Below are 16126 nucleotides of genomic sequence, written 5' to 3' on the forward strand. Positions count from 1 at the left end.
TCAGACGGCGCGGCCGGCTGACGGGAGCGGGCGGTGGCAGGGCGACAGGCATGCCCGGTAGCCGCGGGCGTGCCTTGCGAACCGGCCCTGTCCGGCAATACGGGCTAAAATGTCGGCTCCGTTTCTCCCCGTCCGCTTGCAGGAGTTCCGACATGACCGTCAAGGTCGCCATCAACGGCTATGGCCGCATTGGCCGCAACATTCTTCGTGCGCTGTACGAATCCGGTCGCACCGGTGAAATCCGGATCGTCGCGATCAACGACCTGGGTGATGCCGAAACCAATGCGCACCTGACGCGCTACGACACCGCGCACGGAAAGTTTCCCGGCGAAGTGTCGGTCGAAGGCGGCGACCTGGTCGTCAATGGCGACCGCATCAAGGTCTGCGCCGAGCGCGACCCGTCGAAGCTGCCCTGGGGCGAGCTCGGTATCGACGTGGTGCTGGAGTGCACCGGCCTGTTCACCAGCAAGGCCAAGGCTTCGGCACACATCGCCGCCGGCGCGAAGAAGGTGATCATTTCCGCGCCGGGCGGATCCGACGTCGATGCGACCGTCGTCTATGGCGTCAACCACGGCACGCTGAAGGCTTCGCACGAGGTGATCTCGAATGCGTCCTGCACCACCAACTGCCTGGCGCCGCTGGCGCAGGTGCTGCACGAGAAGATCGGCATCGTCCACGGCCTGATGACGACGATCCACGCCTACACCAACGACCAGGTGCTGACCGACGTCTACCACAGCGACCTGCGCCGCGCGCGCAGCGCGACGCAGTCGCAGATCCCGACCAAGACCGGTGCGGCGGCCGCGGTGGGCCTGGTGCTGCCGGAACTCAATGGCAAACTCGATGGCTTCGCCATGCGCGTGCCGACCATCAATGTGTCGGTCGTCGACCTGACCTTCGTGGCCGCGCGCGCGACCAGCAAGGACGAGATCGACGCCGCCGTGCGCGAGGCCGCTGACGGTCGCCTCAAGGGCATCCTCGGCTACAGCAACGGCCCGCTGGTGTCCGTGGACTTCAATCACGATCCGCGCAGCTCCATCTACGACGCGACGCTGACCAAGATCACCGACGGCACGCTGGTGAAGGTGCTGAGCTGGTACGACAACGAGTGGGGCTTTTCCAACCGCATGCTCGATACCACGCTGGCGCTGGTCAACGCGGCCTGACCGGAGGAAGCAGGCTGTCGCGGCAGTTGCGCCGGTACGGATCCGTACCGGCCTTCGGCCGCGGCGGCTCCATACCCCGCAGCAGGATGTGCGACGTCACCGTCCATCCGGCAATCACGGCATGGCGTCGAGGCGCGCCTGCAACTGCCGGACAACGCCCAGGTGGCGTTCGCCGGCGGGCCCCAGGGCCGCAAGGCCTTCGGCGGCGGCCTCGAGGTCGGAACGCGCGCCCGGCTTGTCGCCGGCCGCCATCCGCACGATCGCGCGCGTCCGCAGCGTCGTGATGTACGACTGGTCGGCACTGTCCCGGTGATGCCGGCCGGCAACGGCAACGGCCTCTTCAGCTTCTTCCAGCGCCCGCGCCGTATCGCCGGCACCAGCGAGGCTTTCGGCCAGCATCGCTCGCGCGAAGACGGCCACGGCACTGATCTCCCCGCGCTCGGTGATCGCGATATCCAGGGCTTCTGAAGCCAGCGGAACCACTTCCGCGTGGCGCTCCTGGGTCAGCAGCAGCCGTCCCAGGTTGAGCTGGACGGTGGCGAGGTGGGAATTGCGCCCGAACAGTTCGCGGTGGATATCTACGATCTCGCGGAAACCGGCGATGGCCTCGTCGGTGCGGCGCAGATAGGTCGCCGTGACCGCCCGGTTGTTCAGCGCGCCCAAGCCGCCGATGGAGCGGTCGAGGCCCAGGGAGCGGAAGAGGCCAACGGCATCGTCTGCGGATGCGTACGCCGCCTCGTAGTCGCCGGTCTCGGTCAGGGTGGTGGCATGCATGCCCATCGCGGCGGCGAGCTCCCGGTCCACCAGGCCGAGTTTTTCGCGGCGTTCGCGGATCGCGTCCGCCAGCAGGGGGATCGCTTCGGCGGCACGGCCTTCGGCGCGCAGCAGCTGCGCCTGCAGCGTGCGGCTTTCGTTGAGCAGGGCACCTGCGCGGTCGGGGTGTGCCTGCCAGTGTTCCTGTGCAAGCGCCAGCAACACGGCGGCCTCGTCCGTCTGCGCACGCTGGTGCCGGATCTGCGCGAGCTGGTAGCGGGCACGGGCGAGCATGTCCGGTTGCCGGGCGGCGCCCGGCCATTCCACCACCTGTTGCAGCAGGGGCTCGGCGCCTTCGGCATCGCCGATCTGGGTGAACAGCTCGGCCAGCACCAGCATCGTGCCGACGCCATTCTCCGGATCCTCGGCGAAGTGCTCGCGGACATTCTGCGCGCCCTGCTGCAAGGCTTCGCGGCCGGTGACCGGGGCATCGGCACCCTGTTCGCCCACGGCGCGCAGCATCAGCATGACGTAGTCGCGGACAGCGTTCGACCGCTCCAGCTCGGTCTGCGCAAGTTGCCGCTGCTGCCGTTCGGCCAACGCCATGCGCGTGGCGATCACGCTGGTGGCCACCAGTGCCACGGCCAGCGTGGCCGCGATGGCCACCGCCGGAAGATTCCGTCGGATGAACTTGCCCGTGCGGTAGCCGAGGGTGTTGCCGGTCGCCTGGACCGGAGCGCCGGCGAGCCACTGTCGCAGGTCCTCCGCGAGCGCCGATGCCGATGCATAGCGGCGCTCCGGCTCCTTCGCGAGGGCTTTTTCAAGGATGCGCGTGAGATCGCCGCGCACGGCACGGCGGTATCCCGCCATCTGGACGGAGCGTGCGGCGAGTCGACGCGAGAGCACCGCAGCGGTGTCATCTGGCGCGGAACCCCGGGCAATCGCGGCGCTCGGTGACTGCGGCGGCGTCAGCCGGGCCTGCTGGCCCGCCAGCAGCAGGTCGCTTCGGTCCAGGGCGATGGGCGGGACATCCGTGACGAGTTTGTAAAGGACGGCCCCAAGTGCATAGATGTCGGCGGCAACGCCGACAGCGGCACCGCTGAACTGTTCCGGCGCCGCATAATCGGGCGTCATGGCGTAGGCGGTGCCTTCGCGGGTGACCGTCAGTCCCTGCTCTTCGTCGCCCAGCAGCCGGGCGATGCCGAAGTCGAGCAGGCGCACGCAGCCGTTCTGGTCCACCAGGATGTTGTCCGGCTTGAGGTCGCGGTGGACGACCAGCTGCGAATGCGCGTACTGGACGGCATTGCAGATGTCCAGGAACAGTTCGACCCGCTGCCGGATGGTGAGGCGCCGCTGGTCGCACCAGGCGGTGATGCGTTGCCCGCGAACGAATTCCAGCGCGAACCAGGGACGGCCGTCGTCGCTGAGCCCGCCATCGATGAAGCGCGCCAGGTTCGGATGGTCCAGTCGGGCAAGGATGCGTCGCTCGCGCAGGAAGCGCGCATGCGTGTCATCGAAATCGAAACCCCGCCGGATCAGCTTGAGCGCCACCTCCTGCTGCAGGTCGCCGGCTTCGCGCAGGCCGCGATACACCACGCCCATGCCGCCGCGTCCGATGCGCTCCATCACCCGGAACGGGCCCAGTTTCTGCCCGAGCAGAACGTCATGTCCGGCCGTCTCCTCCTGATCGCCGGGCAGGGGATCGGCATGCCCGCGGCCTTGATCGTCGATGTCGTCGAGGCGGCCCAGGAGGCGCCGCACACGTTCGCCGAGCTCGGCGTCTTCGCCGCAACGGGCAGCGACCCATTCGTCGCGGTCCGCGGGCTCCTCGTCCATGGCAAGCCGGGCGATCGCCAGTGCCTGCTGATCCAGTCGCCGGGTTCGCATGCGCGCCTCTCCAGTATCCATGCCGGGATCGTGAACTCAGGCAGCCGCGAGGTAAAGGAGCCGTCGCGCCGGAAGCCGCCGTGGTCCGCCGGACCCGCCCGGCAATGTCCACCCTTGCGCGGCGCGGCACATCGCGCGGCGCCGCCCGGCCATCGCCGGACACGCGGTCGCCGCGGTGTGCCGCTTGCGTGGCAGGCCTGTACTCAGCGTCGCCATGAAAGATCCGGCGGTCACGGTCCTGCGCCGGACATGGACCGGGCGGGGCGGATGGAAATCGGTGCGCGGTCGGACGGTGTAGCCGTAACTGGCATGAAGGTGCCTCCTTGCGGAAACAGCAGGCTCGCCAAGGGATACGGAATTGCCAAGGCCTATCCGACACCAGCGGCGGAGGCCACAGCGCCGGACACGCCTGCCCGCAGCGATGCCCGATGCGCTCAGTCCGTGCCGAGGCGCTCGCGCAGCCAGGCCTGCGCGAGCAGCCAGTCGCGCTGGATGGTGCGTTCGCTGGTGTCCAGCGTGCGGGCGATCTCGGCAACGCTCAGGCCGATGAAATAACGGAGCTGGACGACCTGCGCAATGCGGGGATCGAACTGTTCCAGGTCGGTGATCGCCTCGTCCAGTTCGTCCAGCGGACTGTTGTCCGGGATGGGCAGGTCGAGCGCGTTTGCGAAATCGTCGCGGAGCCAGCGGCCACCGCGCTTGTCCGATGCCGCCGCACGGGCGCGGTCGACCAGGTGCTGGCGCATCATCCGCGCCGCGGCATTGAGCAGGTGGGCGGTGCTCGAGAACCCGGTCGCCGAGCGGTCGAGCATGCGCAGCAGCACGTCATGGACCAGTGCCGTCGTCTGCAGCGTCTCGTGGCCCTGGTGGTTGCGCAGCTGCCGGGCCGCGATGCGGCGCAGGTCGGCATAGACCAGTGGCAGCAGGTGCTCGAGGGCCTGGCGATCACCTTCGTTCCACCTGCGCAGCAGGAGGGTGACGTCGGGTTCGGAATCCTGCGACGAGGACATGGGCGCAGTATATACAGGCGCGACTGCGTGGCACCGAGGGGCCACCGGGGCAGCGGCAGGAGGGACATGGTAGGCGGCCGGGATGGCCCTGCGCCGGCTGCGCCACGGCACTTTCCGACCGCTGACCCGGCGCGGCGCGACGCCTGCGACTGGACGGGCGGGACGGCCGCGCACTTGACGCTGCGGCCGCCGCGGCGGCTAAACTCGGACGCTTACCCATCCGGACTTCACGTCATGGCCCAACCCGGCTCGCCGGAAATGCCGACGTTGCGCGTCATCGATCCGCGTCGGGCGCGCCGCAGTCGCCAAATCCTGGTGGCGGCCTGGATCGCCAGCGTCGCGCTGGCGTTCGTGATCGGCCGCTACGTGCTGCTGCCGGGCGCGGACACGCTCAGTGCGCGGCTGTCGGAAAGCCAGGCCGCTCTGGCGGAAACCCGTCACCAGTTGCAGGAAGTCGAGCAGCGCCTGGCGAATGTCGAGCGCGCCGAGCAGATCGCCCGGCTGGGCAACGAGAACGTGCAGCAGACGCTGGCCGCCAAGGACGCGGAGCTGGCGGAAATGCGCCGCGAGATCACGCTGTACAAGCGCCTGATCGGTCCCCAGGCCGAGCGTCATCCGCTGTCGGTGCAGGACCTGGCCGTGCGCGAGGATGAAGCGGGATTCGCCTTCAGTGCCTTGCTGACGCAGACCCAGGACGTGCGTCGGGGCAGCGAGGGCAAGTTGACGCTGTCGGTCGAAGGCCAGCGCGCGGGACGGCCGGAACGGCTGCCCTGGAGCAGCCTGGTGCCCAGCGACGCCGCGGATGGACTGCCTTACGACTTCCGCTATTTCCAGCGTGTCGAAGGACGCATTATCCTGCCGGATGGATTTCTGCCGCACACCATCCACGTGCAGCTGCGTGGCGGGAGCGGTGAATCGGTACAGCGCAGCCTGCCATGGCAGCAGGCGATGACCCAGGGGACGAACTGAACATGTTCAGCGGCGGCAAGAAGGGCGAGCGACCGGCCAACGGCGCAGTGGACACGTTGATCGGTCGCAACACCAGCATCGAAGGCAGCCTGCATTTCACCGGCGGCCTGTACATCGATGGCCGGGTAAACGGCTCGGTGACGGCCGAGGCGAGCAGCGATGCCATGCTGTCGATCAGTGAACACGGCGAGATCGAAGGCGAAGTGCGCGTGCCGCACGTGGTGGTCAACGGCCGCCTGATCGGCGACATCCTGGCGGCGGACAAGGTCGAGTTGCTGCCGAACGCGCGCGTGCAGGGCAACATCCACTACAAGCTCCTGCAGATGGCGGCCGGTGCCGCCGTGACCGGCAAGCTGGTGCAGGAGCGCGACGAGCCGGCACGCCTGACCGGGCCCGGCCACGTGTCCGACGCCGACGAGGCTTGATCCGGTACAGCATGGCCCCGATATAGTGGCCACCATGGACATCCAGGCCACACCCAGCTATCACGATGGCGCCGCCCTCGCGGTGAGCGCCGCGGCGGCGACCAAGGTCGGCGAGCTGATCCGCGAGGAAGGCAACCCGGAACTGAAGCTGCGGGTGTACATCACCGGCGGCGGCTGCTCCGGGTTCCAGTACGGTTTCGCATTCGAGGAAGAGCGCGCCGACGATGACCTCGCCGTCGAGAGCGGCGGCATCACGGTGCTGGTCGATCCCCTGAGCCTGCAGTACCTGCACGGCGCCGAGATCGATTACAGCGAGAACCTGGGCGGCGCCCAGTTCGTGATCCGCAATCCGAACGCCAAGACCACCTGCGGCTGCGGTTCCTCCTTCACTGCCTGAGATGAGCGCCCCGCGCGCCGCAGCCCCGGTCCCCGCCTACGCATTTGCCGGCGCGAGTTTTGATCGCGGTGTCGACCTGCGCGAACAGCACGAACGCCTGTGCGCGCTGGCCGCGGATGCCGGCAGCCGCTGGCTGCTGCTGCGTGACGACGGTGCCGCGCCGGTCGCCGAGGGGCAGGCCCTGGACTGGCGCGAGGGCTGCGAAGCCCATGCAGGGCGGGACTGGGTATTCCTCGGCCAGCAGGACGGACGGGCGCTGTTCGCGGCCCTGGCCGATGACGTCGCTATCGACGCGGACGGCTGGCTGGACCTGCGCAGCGCCGCGGCGGCGCTGGATGCCGGCCAGGCCGGACTGCTCGCCTTCGCGCGCGCCCTGTGCGTCTGGCGCAGCCTGCATCGGCATTGCGGTCGTTGCGGCACCGTCAATCGTTCCGAAGCCGGCGGCCACCGCCTGCGTTGCCCGGCCTGCGGCAATACCTCCTTCCCGCGGACCGATCCGGCGGTGATCTTCCTGATCCGCGACCGCGACCGTTGCCTGCTCGGCCGGCAGGCCGCGTGGCCGCCCGGACGCTATTCGACGCTGGCCGGCTTCGTCGAGCCGGGCGAGACGCTGGAAGCCGCCGTGGTGCGCGAAGCGCACGAGGAAGCCGGCGTCGTGGTCGATGATTGCCGCTATCTGGGCTCGCAACCCTGGCCGTTTCCGGCCTCGCTGATGCTCGGCTTCGAAGCCCATGCGATCGAGACCAGCATCCGTGTCGGGGAGGAACTGGAGGATGCGCGCTGGTTCGACCGCGACCAGCTGCTCGCCGCGATCAAGTCCGGCGATGTGCGGCTGCCGCCGCGACTGTCGATTTCGCGCTGGCTGATCGAACGCTGGCTGGCCGAACACGTCGACACCCGCGTCGAGAGCAGCCTCGACAGCGGCGTCTAGTGCAGCGGTCCGGGCATTGGCAGCGCTGTGCCTGTGCCGCGGTGCCGGCGCGCCTGCGCTGGCGTTCGCGATAGAATCCGGCGTCTACGACGCTTGCGGATGTCGCCATGACGTACGTTCTTGTCACCATCCTGCTCGTGCAGGTGCTGAGCCACTTCGTTCCCGATCTGGCGCGCCTGCGCCGCTTCGACTGGTTTGCGTCCTGGGCGACGTGGCTGTCGGGAAGGATCGACGGCGAATCCTGGCGAAACGGCTACACCGTGCTGGCACTGATCGCGCTGCCGCTGCTGCTCATCGGCGTGCTGCAGGCGCTGCTGGCGCAGCCGCTTTACGGCCTGCCCGGATTTCTCTTCGCGGTGGCGGTGCTGTTCTACTCCTGGGGGCCGCGCGACCTCGATCGCGACGTCGAAGCGGCCGCCTCGGCCGATGTCATCGACCGTCCACAGGTGGTGCGCGGCGTGTTCGGGCAGGGCGCGCCGACCTCCGCTTCCGCGGCCGCGGGACTGGTCGGCCGGGCGGCACAGCGTCGCTGGTTCGGCCCGATGCTGTGGTTCGTGATCCTCGGGCCGGTCGGGGCGCTGCTCTACCGGCTGGCCGATCTTGGCGCGCATGAAGGCGGCGACATCCTGTCGCTCGAACAGCAGTCGGTCGCGGCGCGGCTGCAGGCGATCCTGGACTGGCCGGTGGCGGCGCTGATCGCGCTGGGCACCGCCATTTCCACCGACTTCGACACCGTGCTCCATGCCTGGCGCCGGCGCCTTGCGCTGACCGGCGGACCTTTCGTCTTCGACGCGCAGCTCGTACCCGTCGTCGTCGCTGCCGGCGTCAAGGCCGATCTGGAAGACGAAGGCGTCGCCGACGACCTGGGCTATACCGATGCCGACATCGTCCTGCGCGATGCCCTCAACGTCGTCTGGCGCGTGCTCATCGTCTGGATGGCCATCCTGGCGCTGGTCGCCCTGGTCAGTCTGCTGGCCTGAGCCGCAGCGCCGGGAGCGCCCTGCCGCTGGCCGCGGACAGGGCGCACGCCGTCATGAACCAGCCGTCACCCGCTCACTGCTCGAAGTCGTCGGCGAAGATGCGGTCTTCGCTGTAGATCCACACCTGCCCGCGGCGGCCGGTGACCAGGCCGCCGGTATGCGGGTAGCCCACCGCCAGGCGGCGCCCGCCGAAGGACAGGCTGGTGCCGAAGTGGCCCTGGTCGAAGGCGAGGGCGCCGATCGTGGCCGGCCCGATCTCGCCCAGATGGTCAGTCCAGCTAACGCCCCAGGTTCCGCTTTCACCACGGCGCAGCTCGACCATGCCCACTTCTTCGGCCAGCCCGTTGGGCTGCCGCCAGCCATCGGTGCGCGGGGCGGCGATCGCGACCAGGTTGTCGAAGCCCAGGGCGACGGTACTGCCAAAGCCCATGCCCACCTGTTCTCCCGCCGGATTTCCGCCCAGGTTGATGGCGCCGCCGCCATCCGCCAGCTGCCAGTTGCCGCCCTGGCGCTCATAGCGCTGCACCAGCCCGCAGCGTGGGGCATTGGGGCACTCGAATGTCATGCCACCCGGACTGCCGATGATCAGCTGGTTGTTGTTCATCGCCAGCCCGGTGCCATACAGCACCAGGCCGAACGAATCCGCTGCCGGATGGGTAATAGTCTGGGATTCTGTCCAATTGGCACCGCCGAACGCATAGACCTTGCCGGCGAGGATGGCGGGCCAGATAGGCTTGGCGGGTGCGGCGACCGCCAGGCGCTGCGTCGCCACGCCCAGTACTTCGCCCCGGTAGATGGCCAGGTTGCTGCCGAAGCGGTCGCCGCTGGCGCCGTCGCTGGCGGTCACGGTCAGCCAGTCTTCCGACCAGCTGCCAGTCGAGCCTTCGAAGCGACGGGTCCACACGCGCCCGGTTTCGCTGTTCCAGCCGGGGCAGCCGATCGCTGCGACGGCGGTCCCGCTGGGTCCGGTGGCACTGACGTCGACCTGGGTGCCGCAGGCAGAGCCGGCACCGGGGAAGTAGGCGGTGCCGGCGCTGCTCCATGTGTCGTTCGCGTTCAGGCGATAGAAAATGACCCGGCCGTGCCCGCTTTCGCCGCTGTCGGGCCAGTCGCTGCCTGGGCAGCCGACTACCAGGTTCGGCAGGCGCATCGCCACGCTATGGCCGCAGCGCGGCGATGCCCCATTGCTGGTGGTGGTCAGGCGCTGAACCAGTTGCCAGCCATCGGCCTGATGGCGGAAAACAAACACCACGCCCATGACGCGTTCCGGCTCATCGGTCCGCGTGCGCGCCGACGGTGTGCCCACGGCCAGCCAGTCACCGTCCATGGCAACGCTGAAACCGAATTCCGGGCCCTCGCCGGCGGGTTGCGGCGGGAAATCAGTGTAGTCGCCACTCAGCAGCGCGGTGCGTACAAGACCGTGGCCCACGCTGCTGCCGGTCAGGGTGTCGCGCAACAAGGTGTCGGCATGGTCGCGGTCATCGGTACTGCCCGGGCCGGCGGCCGAGGCCACGGCGGGGGCAGCAAGGCAGGCGGTCCCGATCAGGGCGCCAGCGACGAGGATCGAACGAAGGGACAGGGGCATGACAGGCTCCAGGGTGGAAGGTGCGAACAACAACCCGGCAACGGCGACAAAGCGCACGCCGCCGCTACCCGTTGCCGGCACCTGTTGGCGGCGGCATCGGTGTCGGCGGTTGCCGGCCGGCGCAGATGCGCGCCACGTCCTGCTCCGAAGGCGGCAACAGGCGTCGGGCGTGGCGGCGCACCTGCCGTGCCGCCCAGGCCAGCCAGGGCGCATCGTCGGCAGCGTGGTTCCAGCGCGGTTCACTGCCCAGTACATCCGGTGCATGCAAGGCCAGGATTTCGGCAAGGGCAACGGCCGGCAGGTGCCGGCCGCTGCCGGCATCGCGGTGGGTGACGCGCAGGAACGGCGCGCTGCCCCAGTCGTGCAGGATCTCCAGCCACAGCCGTGCATTGCCGTAGACGATGCTGCATTCCCGCGGTGGCTGGACATGGATGCGTGGCCCGTCGATATCGAGTCCGGCCAGGAAGCGGAAGTGCCGGCGCACCTGCTCGGCGAACACCAGCGGCCGCACGCGGCGAGCGCCGGCCGGGACTCAGGGCTCGAAGCCATCGCCGAAGATGCGATCGTCCTCGTAGATCCAGACCGCACCGCGGCGGCCTCCGATCAGCGTGCCGGAAAGTGGATAACCGATGGCCAGGTGACTGCTGGAGAAGTCCAGGGCGGTACCGAAGCGCCCGCCGCCCAGCTGCAGGCCGGTGACCACACCCGGTCGCAGCTCTGCCTGCCAGGCGTTGCCGTCGACGCTGGCGCTGCCGTCACCGGCGCGCCGCAACTCGACCATGCCGACATTGGCAACCGGAGCCGGCGGCAAGGACGAGCCGCTGCCATTGGTGCGCGGCGCCGCGACGGCGATCCAGTTGTCGAAACCGATGCCGACCGCGCTCCCGAATTGCATCTCCGGCTGCACGCCGGGCGGCGTGCCCCCGACGTTGACCGCGACACCGCCGTCCTGGAACACCCATTGCCCGTTGCTCTGCCGGACATAGCGTGCGACGCGCCCGCAGCTGCCGCTCGAACACTGGCTGGTAATGCTCCCCAGGGCACCTGCAACCAGCGTGTTGCCGGCGAGTGCCACCGAGGTGCCGAAGCGATCCTGCGAGGTCAGGCCAACGAGGCTGGCGGCCTCGACGAGTGCGGATCCTTCAAACAGGTACACACGTCCTGTTTGCGGGAACAGGTCGTCGAGCTTGTCCGGTGCGCCCACCGCCATCCGCACGTAACCATTGCCCCGCGAATTCTGATCGATCCAGACACTGGCTCCAAAGCGGTCGTTGCTGTTGCCGTTGCCGGCGGTCCGCGCGGAAGCCGCGCCCCAGCTGCCGCCGAGGTCGCTGAATGCGTGGACCAGGACGCGCCCCTGATGACTGTTCCAGCCCGGACATCCCACCGCCGCCCGCGTCATGCCGTCACTGTTGGGCCCTGTCAGCGCCACCGCATGGCCGCACTGCGAGCCGGCTGTGGTTTGCGCCGGGATCGCAAGCGGCTCCCAGTTGTCCGTATCCTGATCAAGGTGCCAGGCGGCGTATCCGCCCTGGAGATTGCCGGGCTGCGGCAGGCTGCCTGTGCCCGGGCAGCCGACCAGCAGGTGACGGCCACGCAGGGCGACGGCCTGACCGCAGCGCGGGGCAAGGCCGAAGGTCGCCGGCGTCAGACGCTGGCTGGGGATCCACTCGCCGTCCTGCTTGCGGAACAGGAAGATCGCACCGGCCGGCTTGATACCGCCAAACCCGGCGCCGTGGTCGACCAGGGTGCCGGGCGCGCCGACAGCCAGCCAGTCAGCATCGATGGCGACGGCGTGGCCGAACTCCGGCCCGCTGCTGCTCTGGGCGGGCAGGTCCGTGTAGTTGCCGGCGACCGTGGCGCTGCGCACAAACGCCGGGGCGGCGGCGCCCCGGCCGTGGAAGCGCAGATCGGTGCCGGCAGCGATGTCGGCATCGACCTCTTCGGCGACCTGCTGCGCCAGGCTGGCTGCCGTCGGTCCCGACGCGGGCAACGCCAGCACGGCAAGGCAGAAAGTGAGGCGGGTAGTGCAACGGCTGTTCATGGCGGCTCCTGTGGTGATTGATGTGCAGCTAAACCCGGCGCGCAGGCGGGAGCGCACGCTGCCCGCAGTGGCCGTCAATCGCCGCCGTCCAGGTCCAGCACCGGCAGGTCAATGGACAGCGCGCTCTGCCAGCGTCCATTGGTGGCATCGGCCGGCACCTCCCAGCTGCCGCGGATGCGTCCGTTCACCAGTTCCAGCGTGTCACCACCGGGGCTCAGGGCCATCAGGCCGGCGAAGGACAGGCGATGGATGACTGGCGGATTCCGGCTGTCATCCACGTGCAGCAGCAAGCGGGCACTGTCGAAAGGCAGGCCGGCCTCGATGTTGCCGAGCGGATTGCGTTTGCCGCGACCGAGTTCGGCATCCGGCGCTGACTCGGCCAGCAGCAGCACCAGGCTGTGACGGCCACCGGCCTGGGCATCACTGAATTGAACGGCGATGCCGTGTTCGAGCTGCACCCGGCGGTCGTCGTGCTGGAACCAGCCTTCGACCGGCGCCTGCGCGGCTGTGGTCGAGGTGGTTGCAGCCAGTGCGAGGAGGAGCGTCGGCAGATGGCGCAGTGACAGGGGTCGGGTCATGGTTGATCTCCCGTGGTGGGTCGGTTCGGGCACACGCCCTGAAGGAGGAAACCGCCGCCGTGGCGAGAAACGCACGCGCACCGGCGGCGTGCGCTTGCACCCTCTTCCGGCGTTGTCAGCGGCATGGAGGACGCAGTCGCTGCCGGCGTGGTCGCCTCGGAGCATCGCGGTTACCATCGCCGCAATGGAGTCCACAGCCCCGCCCCTGGAATCAACCGCTACGCTGTTGTCGCGGGTGCGCGACGGCGACAGCGCGGCGCGCGAGCGCCTGTGTGCGCTATACCTGCCGATCCTGATGCGCTGGGCGCATGGACGCCTGCCGCCGGTGGCGCGCGACCTGGCGGAAACCGCCGATGTGGTGCAGGTGGCGCTGATCAAGGCGCTCAAGGCCATCGACCACTTCCAGCCGCAGCGCGAAGGTGCGTTCCTGGCCTACCTGCGCACGGCATTGCTCAACGTGGTGCGCAGCGAAATCGGCCGCAGTCTGCGCGCTGCTGGCCGGGTGTCGGACGAGGTTCTCGACTACGCCGCCGACGATTCCATGCTGGTACAGGCGATCGGGCCGGATCTGGTGTGGGACTACGAGCGCGCGCTGGCGGAGCTGACGCCGGAATGGCGCGAAGCGGTGATCCTGCGCCTGGAGTTCGGCTTCAGTTTCGAGGAGATCGCCGCCGCCATGCAGCGGCCGTCGGCCAATGCCGCGCGCATGCTGGTGCATCGTGCCATCGCTGCCCTGAGCGAGCGCCTGGGCCAGGGCTGAGCGGGCGCCGGCGGTGAACGGATCACAGGTGCAGGATTGGCTCGACCGCCTCATTGATGGAGATGCGGTGGACTGGCAGGAGGCCGAACGGGCCCTGGGTGCCGGCTCGCCGGAACTGGAACGCCTGCGGCGGCTGGCCCGGCTGTGCACGGCAATGGCCGCGTCCCGCCAGGTGCGCCCGGCCGGGGCTGCGGAAGCGGGCCGCGGCGACGGTTTCAGCTGGGGGCACCTGCGGGTACGCGGGCGCATCGGCGCCGGCAGTTCAGGCGAAGTGTTCGATGCCTTCGACACGGTGCTGGAGCGCGATGTCGCCCTGAAGCTGCTGCGCGACGATGATGCCATCCAGCCACGTGCCTTCATTGCCGAAGCCCGGCGGCTGGCGCAGGTGCGGCATGCGAACGTGCTCGCCGTGTATGGCGCCGCCGTCCACGATGGCCGCGCCGGCATGTGGAGTGACCGGATCGTCGGCGTCTCCCTGCGCGAGCGGGTGGCGGCCGGCGGGCCGATGGACTGGGACGAAGTGCTGCCCATCGGCGAGCAGCTGGTGGGCGCCTTGCAGGCTGTTCACGGCGCAGGACTGGTGCATGGTGACCTGAAGCCGGCCAATGTCATGCGCGAGCAGGACAGCGGACGCATCGTGCTGATGGATTTCGGCTCTGCTGCCAGTCGTGCCGAGGCGCAGCGCTTCGGGCTGCTGGGTTCGCCACTGGCCATGGCGCCGGAACAGTTGCGCGGCGAGGCGGCGGGTCCGGCGGTCGACCTGTACGGGCTGGGTGCGGTGTTGTTCCATCTGTGCACAGGTCGCCTGCCGGTTGATGCCGCCGATCTGGCGACGCTGCGCAATGCCCATGCCCGGGATCTGGCGCGTGAAAGTGCACTCGCCTTGCCCCTGCCAAAGACGCCGCGTCTGCTGCTGGCCGATCTGCTGGCGGCCGATCCGACGCAACGCCCGGATCTGGGCAGTGTGCAGCGGCGGCTGGCGCGCATCCGTACGGCGCCTGTCAGGCGCCGCCGTCGCTGGCTGGTTTCGGCGGTGATCGGCAGTCTGGGTCTGGGCCTGGCCATGGCGCTGGCCGGGCTGCACCAGGCCGCGACAGAGCGTGACCGCGCCCAGGCGGCGGGTGCGGAGCAGGCTGCGGTCAGCGCCTTTCTCGCCGACCTTCTTGCCGCTCCCAACGTCGCCATGGAGGGGGCCGATGTGCGCGTGCGTGATGTCCTTGATGGTGCCGTGGCCGGTCTGGACCGTCAATTCGACGGTCATCCGGCGGCACGGGTCCGCGCATTGATGACGATCGGCAACAGCTACCGCAGCCTGGGCCTGCACGCACAGGCCGAGCCGCTGCTCGCCGAGGCACTTGCCTTGGCACAGCGCCTGTATCCCGCCGACAGTGAGGCCGTGCTCGACATTGAATCGGTCCTGGTCCATGTCCGATCCGAACTTCCCGATACCCAACAACCGCAGGCGGCGATCGAGTCGGTGCTGGCACGCGCGCAGAAGTCACTCGGACCGCAGCACCGGATCACCGTCTACCTGATGCTCGCACTGGCCGCAACGCTTCAGGAGCAGGATCACGTGCAGCGTGCAAGCGGGCTTCTGGAGCAGGTTCTTGCCGTGCGACCCGCGGGTCGCGACGATGGGACGGTCGATTCACAGCGCCTGGCGGCCATGCATCGCCTGGGAGGTCTGGCAATACAGCAGGGCAACAGCGAGGCGGCCGAGCGCTGGTTGCGGCAGGCCCTGGCCGAATACGAATCCGCTCGGCCCAGCGCCGCCGGTTACAGCAACCACTTTGCCGCCCGTGGGGATCTGGTTCGGTTGCTGATCGACAAGGGCGACCTGATGGCGGCGGAAGCGGAGAGTCGTCGCTTGCTGGCCGAAGCCGAAACCCTGTTCGGCGCAAGCCATGGCAATGTGCGCGTCCTGCTCGGCAATCTGGGAGGCATCCTGAACCAGCAGCGGCGTTTCAGCGAGGCGGTGCCGTATCTGGAACGTGGTGCGGCCCTGGTTGCCGATCACGACCCGCCAGGCAGTTGGCGCCGGCTGACGGTGGAGGGCAATCTGGCCAATGCGCTGGCCGAAACCGGGGATCTGGAGCGGGCGCGGGCACTGCGCGAGCGCGCCTACGAAGTGGCGCGGCTCGAGTATGGCCCCACCCATCCGATCACCTTGATCATGCACAACAACCTGGCCGAACAACGCCTGCTCGACGGCCGCGCCGACGACGCGCTGACACTGGCTGAAGCCATGGTCGGACATGCCCACGAGCGCTTTGGCGACAGCCACCTGTTCACGCTTGAAGGCAGCGAGGTGGCGGCGCGCGCCCGATTCCAGCTCGGCGTTTGGGACACAGCGCTGGCCGAGTTGTCGATGCTGTGCGGAAGAAAGTCGGATTCCCTGGGCATTGCGCATCCCAATACCCTCAGTTGCCGTGTGCACCACGCCGAGGCGCTGGCCGCGGCCGGGCGAGTGGCACAGGCTCGCACCGAACTTCAGTCCGCCCTGGAAGCATGCGATGGCGAGCATGGGCCGGCGCATCCGCTGGGCATGCAGATCCGGGCTGCGCTCGCGGCCTTGCCGGGCGACTGAGTCCGGCCGGGGCAGTTGGTCAGCCCCTGCACCGGTGTGCAGCACATCAGAAAG

At 69.0% G+C, this 16126-nt stretch carries 14 protein-coding genes; 8 read left to right on the forward strand and 6 right to left on the reverse strand.

Translation table 11 applies throughout. The annotated features are described in order from the left end of the window. Window positions 1-152: 152 nt before the first annotated feature. Window positions 153-1166 carry a type I glyceraldehyde-3-phosphate dehydrogenase gene (gene gap / locus EDC25_RS05770; RefSeq protein WP_123522022.1) on the forward strand — a complete coding sequence of 338 codons (1014 nt, stop codon included), beginning with the start codon at window positions 153-155 and terminating at the stop codon, window positions 1164-1166. A gap of 114 nt (window positions 1167-1280) precedes the next feature. Here gap and EDC25_RS05775 read toward each other — a convergent pair whose 3' ends face one another. Further along, a complete protein-coding gene (locus EDC25_RS05775; RefSeq protein WP_164484036.1) occupies window positions 1281-3806 on the reverse strand; it encodes a serine/threonine-protein kinase in 2526 nt (841 codons plus the stop codon). 434 nt (window positions 3807-4240) lie between these two features. Beyond that, window positions 4241-4816, reverse strand: coding sequence for an ECF-type sigma factor (locus tag EDC25_RS05780; RefSeq protein ID WP_123522020.1), 576 nt, complete (start codon window positions 4814-4816; stop codon window positions 4241-4243). Window positions 4817-5050: 234 nt separating this feature from the next. On the opposite strand from EDC25_RS05780, the gene EDC25_RS05785 reads away from it, so the two are divergent. The 5 genes from EDC25_RS05785 (at window position 5051) to EDC25_RS05805 (ending at window position 8518) form a co-directional block, all read left to right on the forward strand. Continuing rightward, on the forward strand, window positions 5051-5785 hold the full coding sequence (locus EDC25_RS05785) for a DUF6776 family protein (protein ID WP_123522019.1): 735 nt from the start codon (window positions 5051-5053) through the stop codon (window positions 5783-5785). Further along, on the forward strand, window positions 5752-6210 hold the full coding sequence (locus tag EDC25_RS05790; RefSeq protein WP_205984955.1) for a bactofilin family protein: 459 nt from the start codon (window positions 5752-5754) through the stop codon (window positions 6208-6210). Before EDC25_RS05785 ends, EDC25_RS05790 begins: the two co-directional genes overlap by 34 nt. A 34-nt stretch (window positions 6211-6244) precedes the next feature. Beyond that, window positions 6245-6607, forward strand: coding sequence for an iron-sulfur cluster insertion protein ErpA (gene erpA / locus EDC25_RS05795; protein WP_123522017.1), 363 nt, complete (start codon window positions 6245-6247; stop codon window positions 6605-6607). Window position 6608: 1 nt separating this feature from the next. Next, on the forward strand, window positions 6609-7538 hold the full coding sequence (gene nudC / locus EDC25_RS05800) for an NAD(+) diphosphatase (protein WP_123522016.1): 930 nt from the start codon (window positions 6609-6611) through the stop codon (window positions 7536-7538). Window positions 7539-7645: 107 nt separating this feature from the next. Continuing rightward, window positions 7646-8518 (forward strand): hypothetical protein, encoded by an 873-nt coding sequence (locus EDC25_RS05805; RefSeq protein WP_123522015.1) that lies wholly within the window; start codon window positions 7646-7648, stop codon window positions 8516-8518. A gap of 73 nt (window positions 8519-8591) precedes the next feature. Here the strand turns inward: EDC25_RS05805 and EDC25_RS05810 are convergent, their stop codons facing one another. The 4 genes from EDC25_RS05810 to EDC25_RS05825 form a co-directional block, all read right to left on the reverse strand. Next, the gene (locus tag EDC25_RS05810) at window positions 8592-10103 is read right to left on the reverse strand and encodes a hypothetical protein (protein WP_123522014.1); all 1512 of its coding nucleotides are present in this window, start codon (window positions 10101-10103) and stop codon (window positions 8592-8594) included. A gap of 64 nt (window positions 10104-10167) precedes the next feature. Next, on the reverse strand, window positions 10168-10614 hold the full coding sequence (locus tag EDC25_RS05815) for a hypothetical protein (protein WP_123522013.1): 447 nt from the start codon (window positions 10612-10614) through the stop codon (window positions 10168-10170). A 21-nt stretch (window positions 10615-10635) separates the two neighbouring features. Beyond that, on the reverse strand, window positions 10636-12147 hold the full coding sequence (locus EDC25_RS05820; RefSeq protein WP_132577295.1) for a hypothetical protein: 1512 nt from the start codon (window positions 12145-12147) through the stop codon (window positions 10636-10638). A 74-nt stretch (window positions 12148-12221) separates the two neighbouring features. Then, on the reverse strand, window positions 12222-12725 hold the full coding sequence (locus EDC25_RS05825) for a hypothetical protein (protein ID WP_165910880.1): 504 nt from the start codon (window positions 12723-12725) through the stop codon (window positions 12222-12224). 184 nt (window positions 12726-12909) lie between these two features. On the opposite strand from EDC25_RS05825, the gene EDC25_RS14670 reads away from it, so the two are divergent. Together EDC25_RS14670 and EDC25_RS05835 are read left to right on the forward strand one after the other, a co-directional pair. Further along, a complete protein-coding gene (locus EDC25_RS14670; RefSeq protein ID WP_164484033.1) occupies window positions 12910-13485 on the forward strand; it encodes an RNA polymerase sigma factor in 576 nt (191 codons plus the stop codon). A gap of 13 nt (window positions 13486-13498) precedes the next feature. Next, entirely contained in the window at window positions 13499-16072 is a 2574-nt protein-coding gene (locus EDC25_RS05835) for a serine/threonine-protein kinase (RefSeq protein WP_132577297.1), read from the forward strand. Window positions 16073-16126: the final 54 nt, after the last annotated feature.

This window comes from Pseudofulvimonas gallinarii, assembly GCF_004343305.1.
GTDB lineage: Bacteria > Pseudomonadota > Gammaproteobacteria > Xanthomonadales > UBA2363 > Pseudofulvimonas > Pseudofulvimonas gallinarii.

Excerpts from the sequence above, each read along its gene's own strand:
- gap (WP_123522022.1), top strand. The coding sequence starts at position 153 with ATGACCGTCAAGGTCGCCATCAACGGCTATGGCCGCATTGGCCGCAAC.
- EDC25_RS05775 (WP_164484036.1), bottom strand. The coding sequence starts at position 3,806 with ATGCGAACCCGGCGACTGGATCAGCAGGCACTGGCGATCGCCCGGCTT.
- EDC25_RS05780 (WP_123522020.1), bottom strand. The coding sequence starts at position 4,816 with ATGTCCTCGTCGCAGGATTCCGAACCCGACGTCACCCTCCTGCTGCGC.
- EDC25_RS05785 (WP_123522019.1), top strand. The coding sequence starts at position 5,051 with ATGGCCCAACCCGGCTCGCCGGAAATGCCGACGTTGCGCGTCATCGAT.
- EDC25_RS05790 (WP_205984955.1), top strand. The coding sequence starts at position 5,752 with ATGGCAGCAGGCGATGACCCAGGGGACGAACTGAACATGTTCAGCGGC.
- erpA (WP_123522017.1), top strand. The coding sequence starts at position 6,245 with ATGGACATCCAGGCCACACCCAGCTATCACGATGGCGCCGCCCTCGCG.
- nudC (WP_123522016.1), top strand. The coding sequence starts at position 6,609 with ATGAGCGCCCCGCGCGCCGCAGCCCCGGTCCCCGCCTACGCATTTGCC.
- EDC25_RS05805 (WP_123522015.1), top strand. The coding sequence starts at position 7,646 with ATGACGTACGTTCTTGTCACCATCCTGCTCGTGCAGGTGCTGAGCCAC.
- EDC25_RS05810 (WP_123522014.1), bottom strand. The coding sequence starts at position 10,103 with ATGCCCCTGTCCCTTCGTTCGATCCTCGTCGCTGGCGCCCTGATCGGG.
- EDC25_RS05820 (WP_132577295.1), bottom strand. The coding sequence starts at position 12,147 with ATGAACAGCCGTTGCACTACCCGCCTCACTTTCTGCCTTGCCGTGCTG.
- EDC25_RS05825 (WP_165910880.1), bottom strand. The coding sequence starts at position 12,725 with ATGACCCGACCCCTGTCACTGCGCCATCTGCCGACGCTCCTCCTCGCA.
- EDC25_RS14670 (WP_164484033.1), top strand. The coding sequence starts at position 12,910 with ATGGAGTCCACAGCCCCGCCCCTGGAATCAACCGCTACGCTGTTGTCG.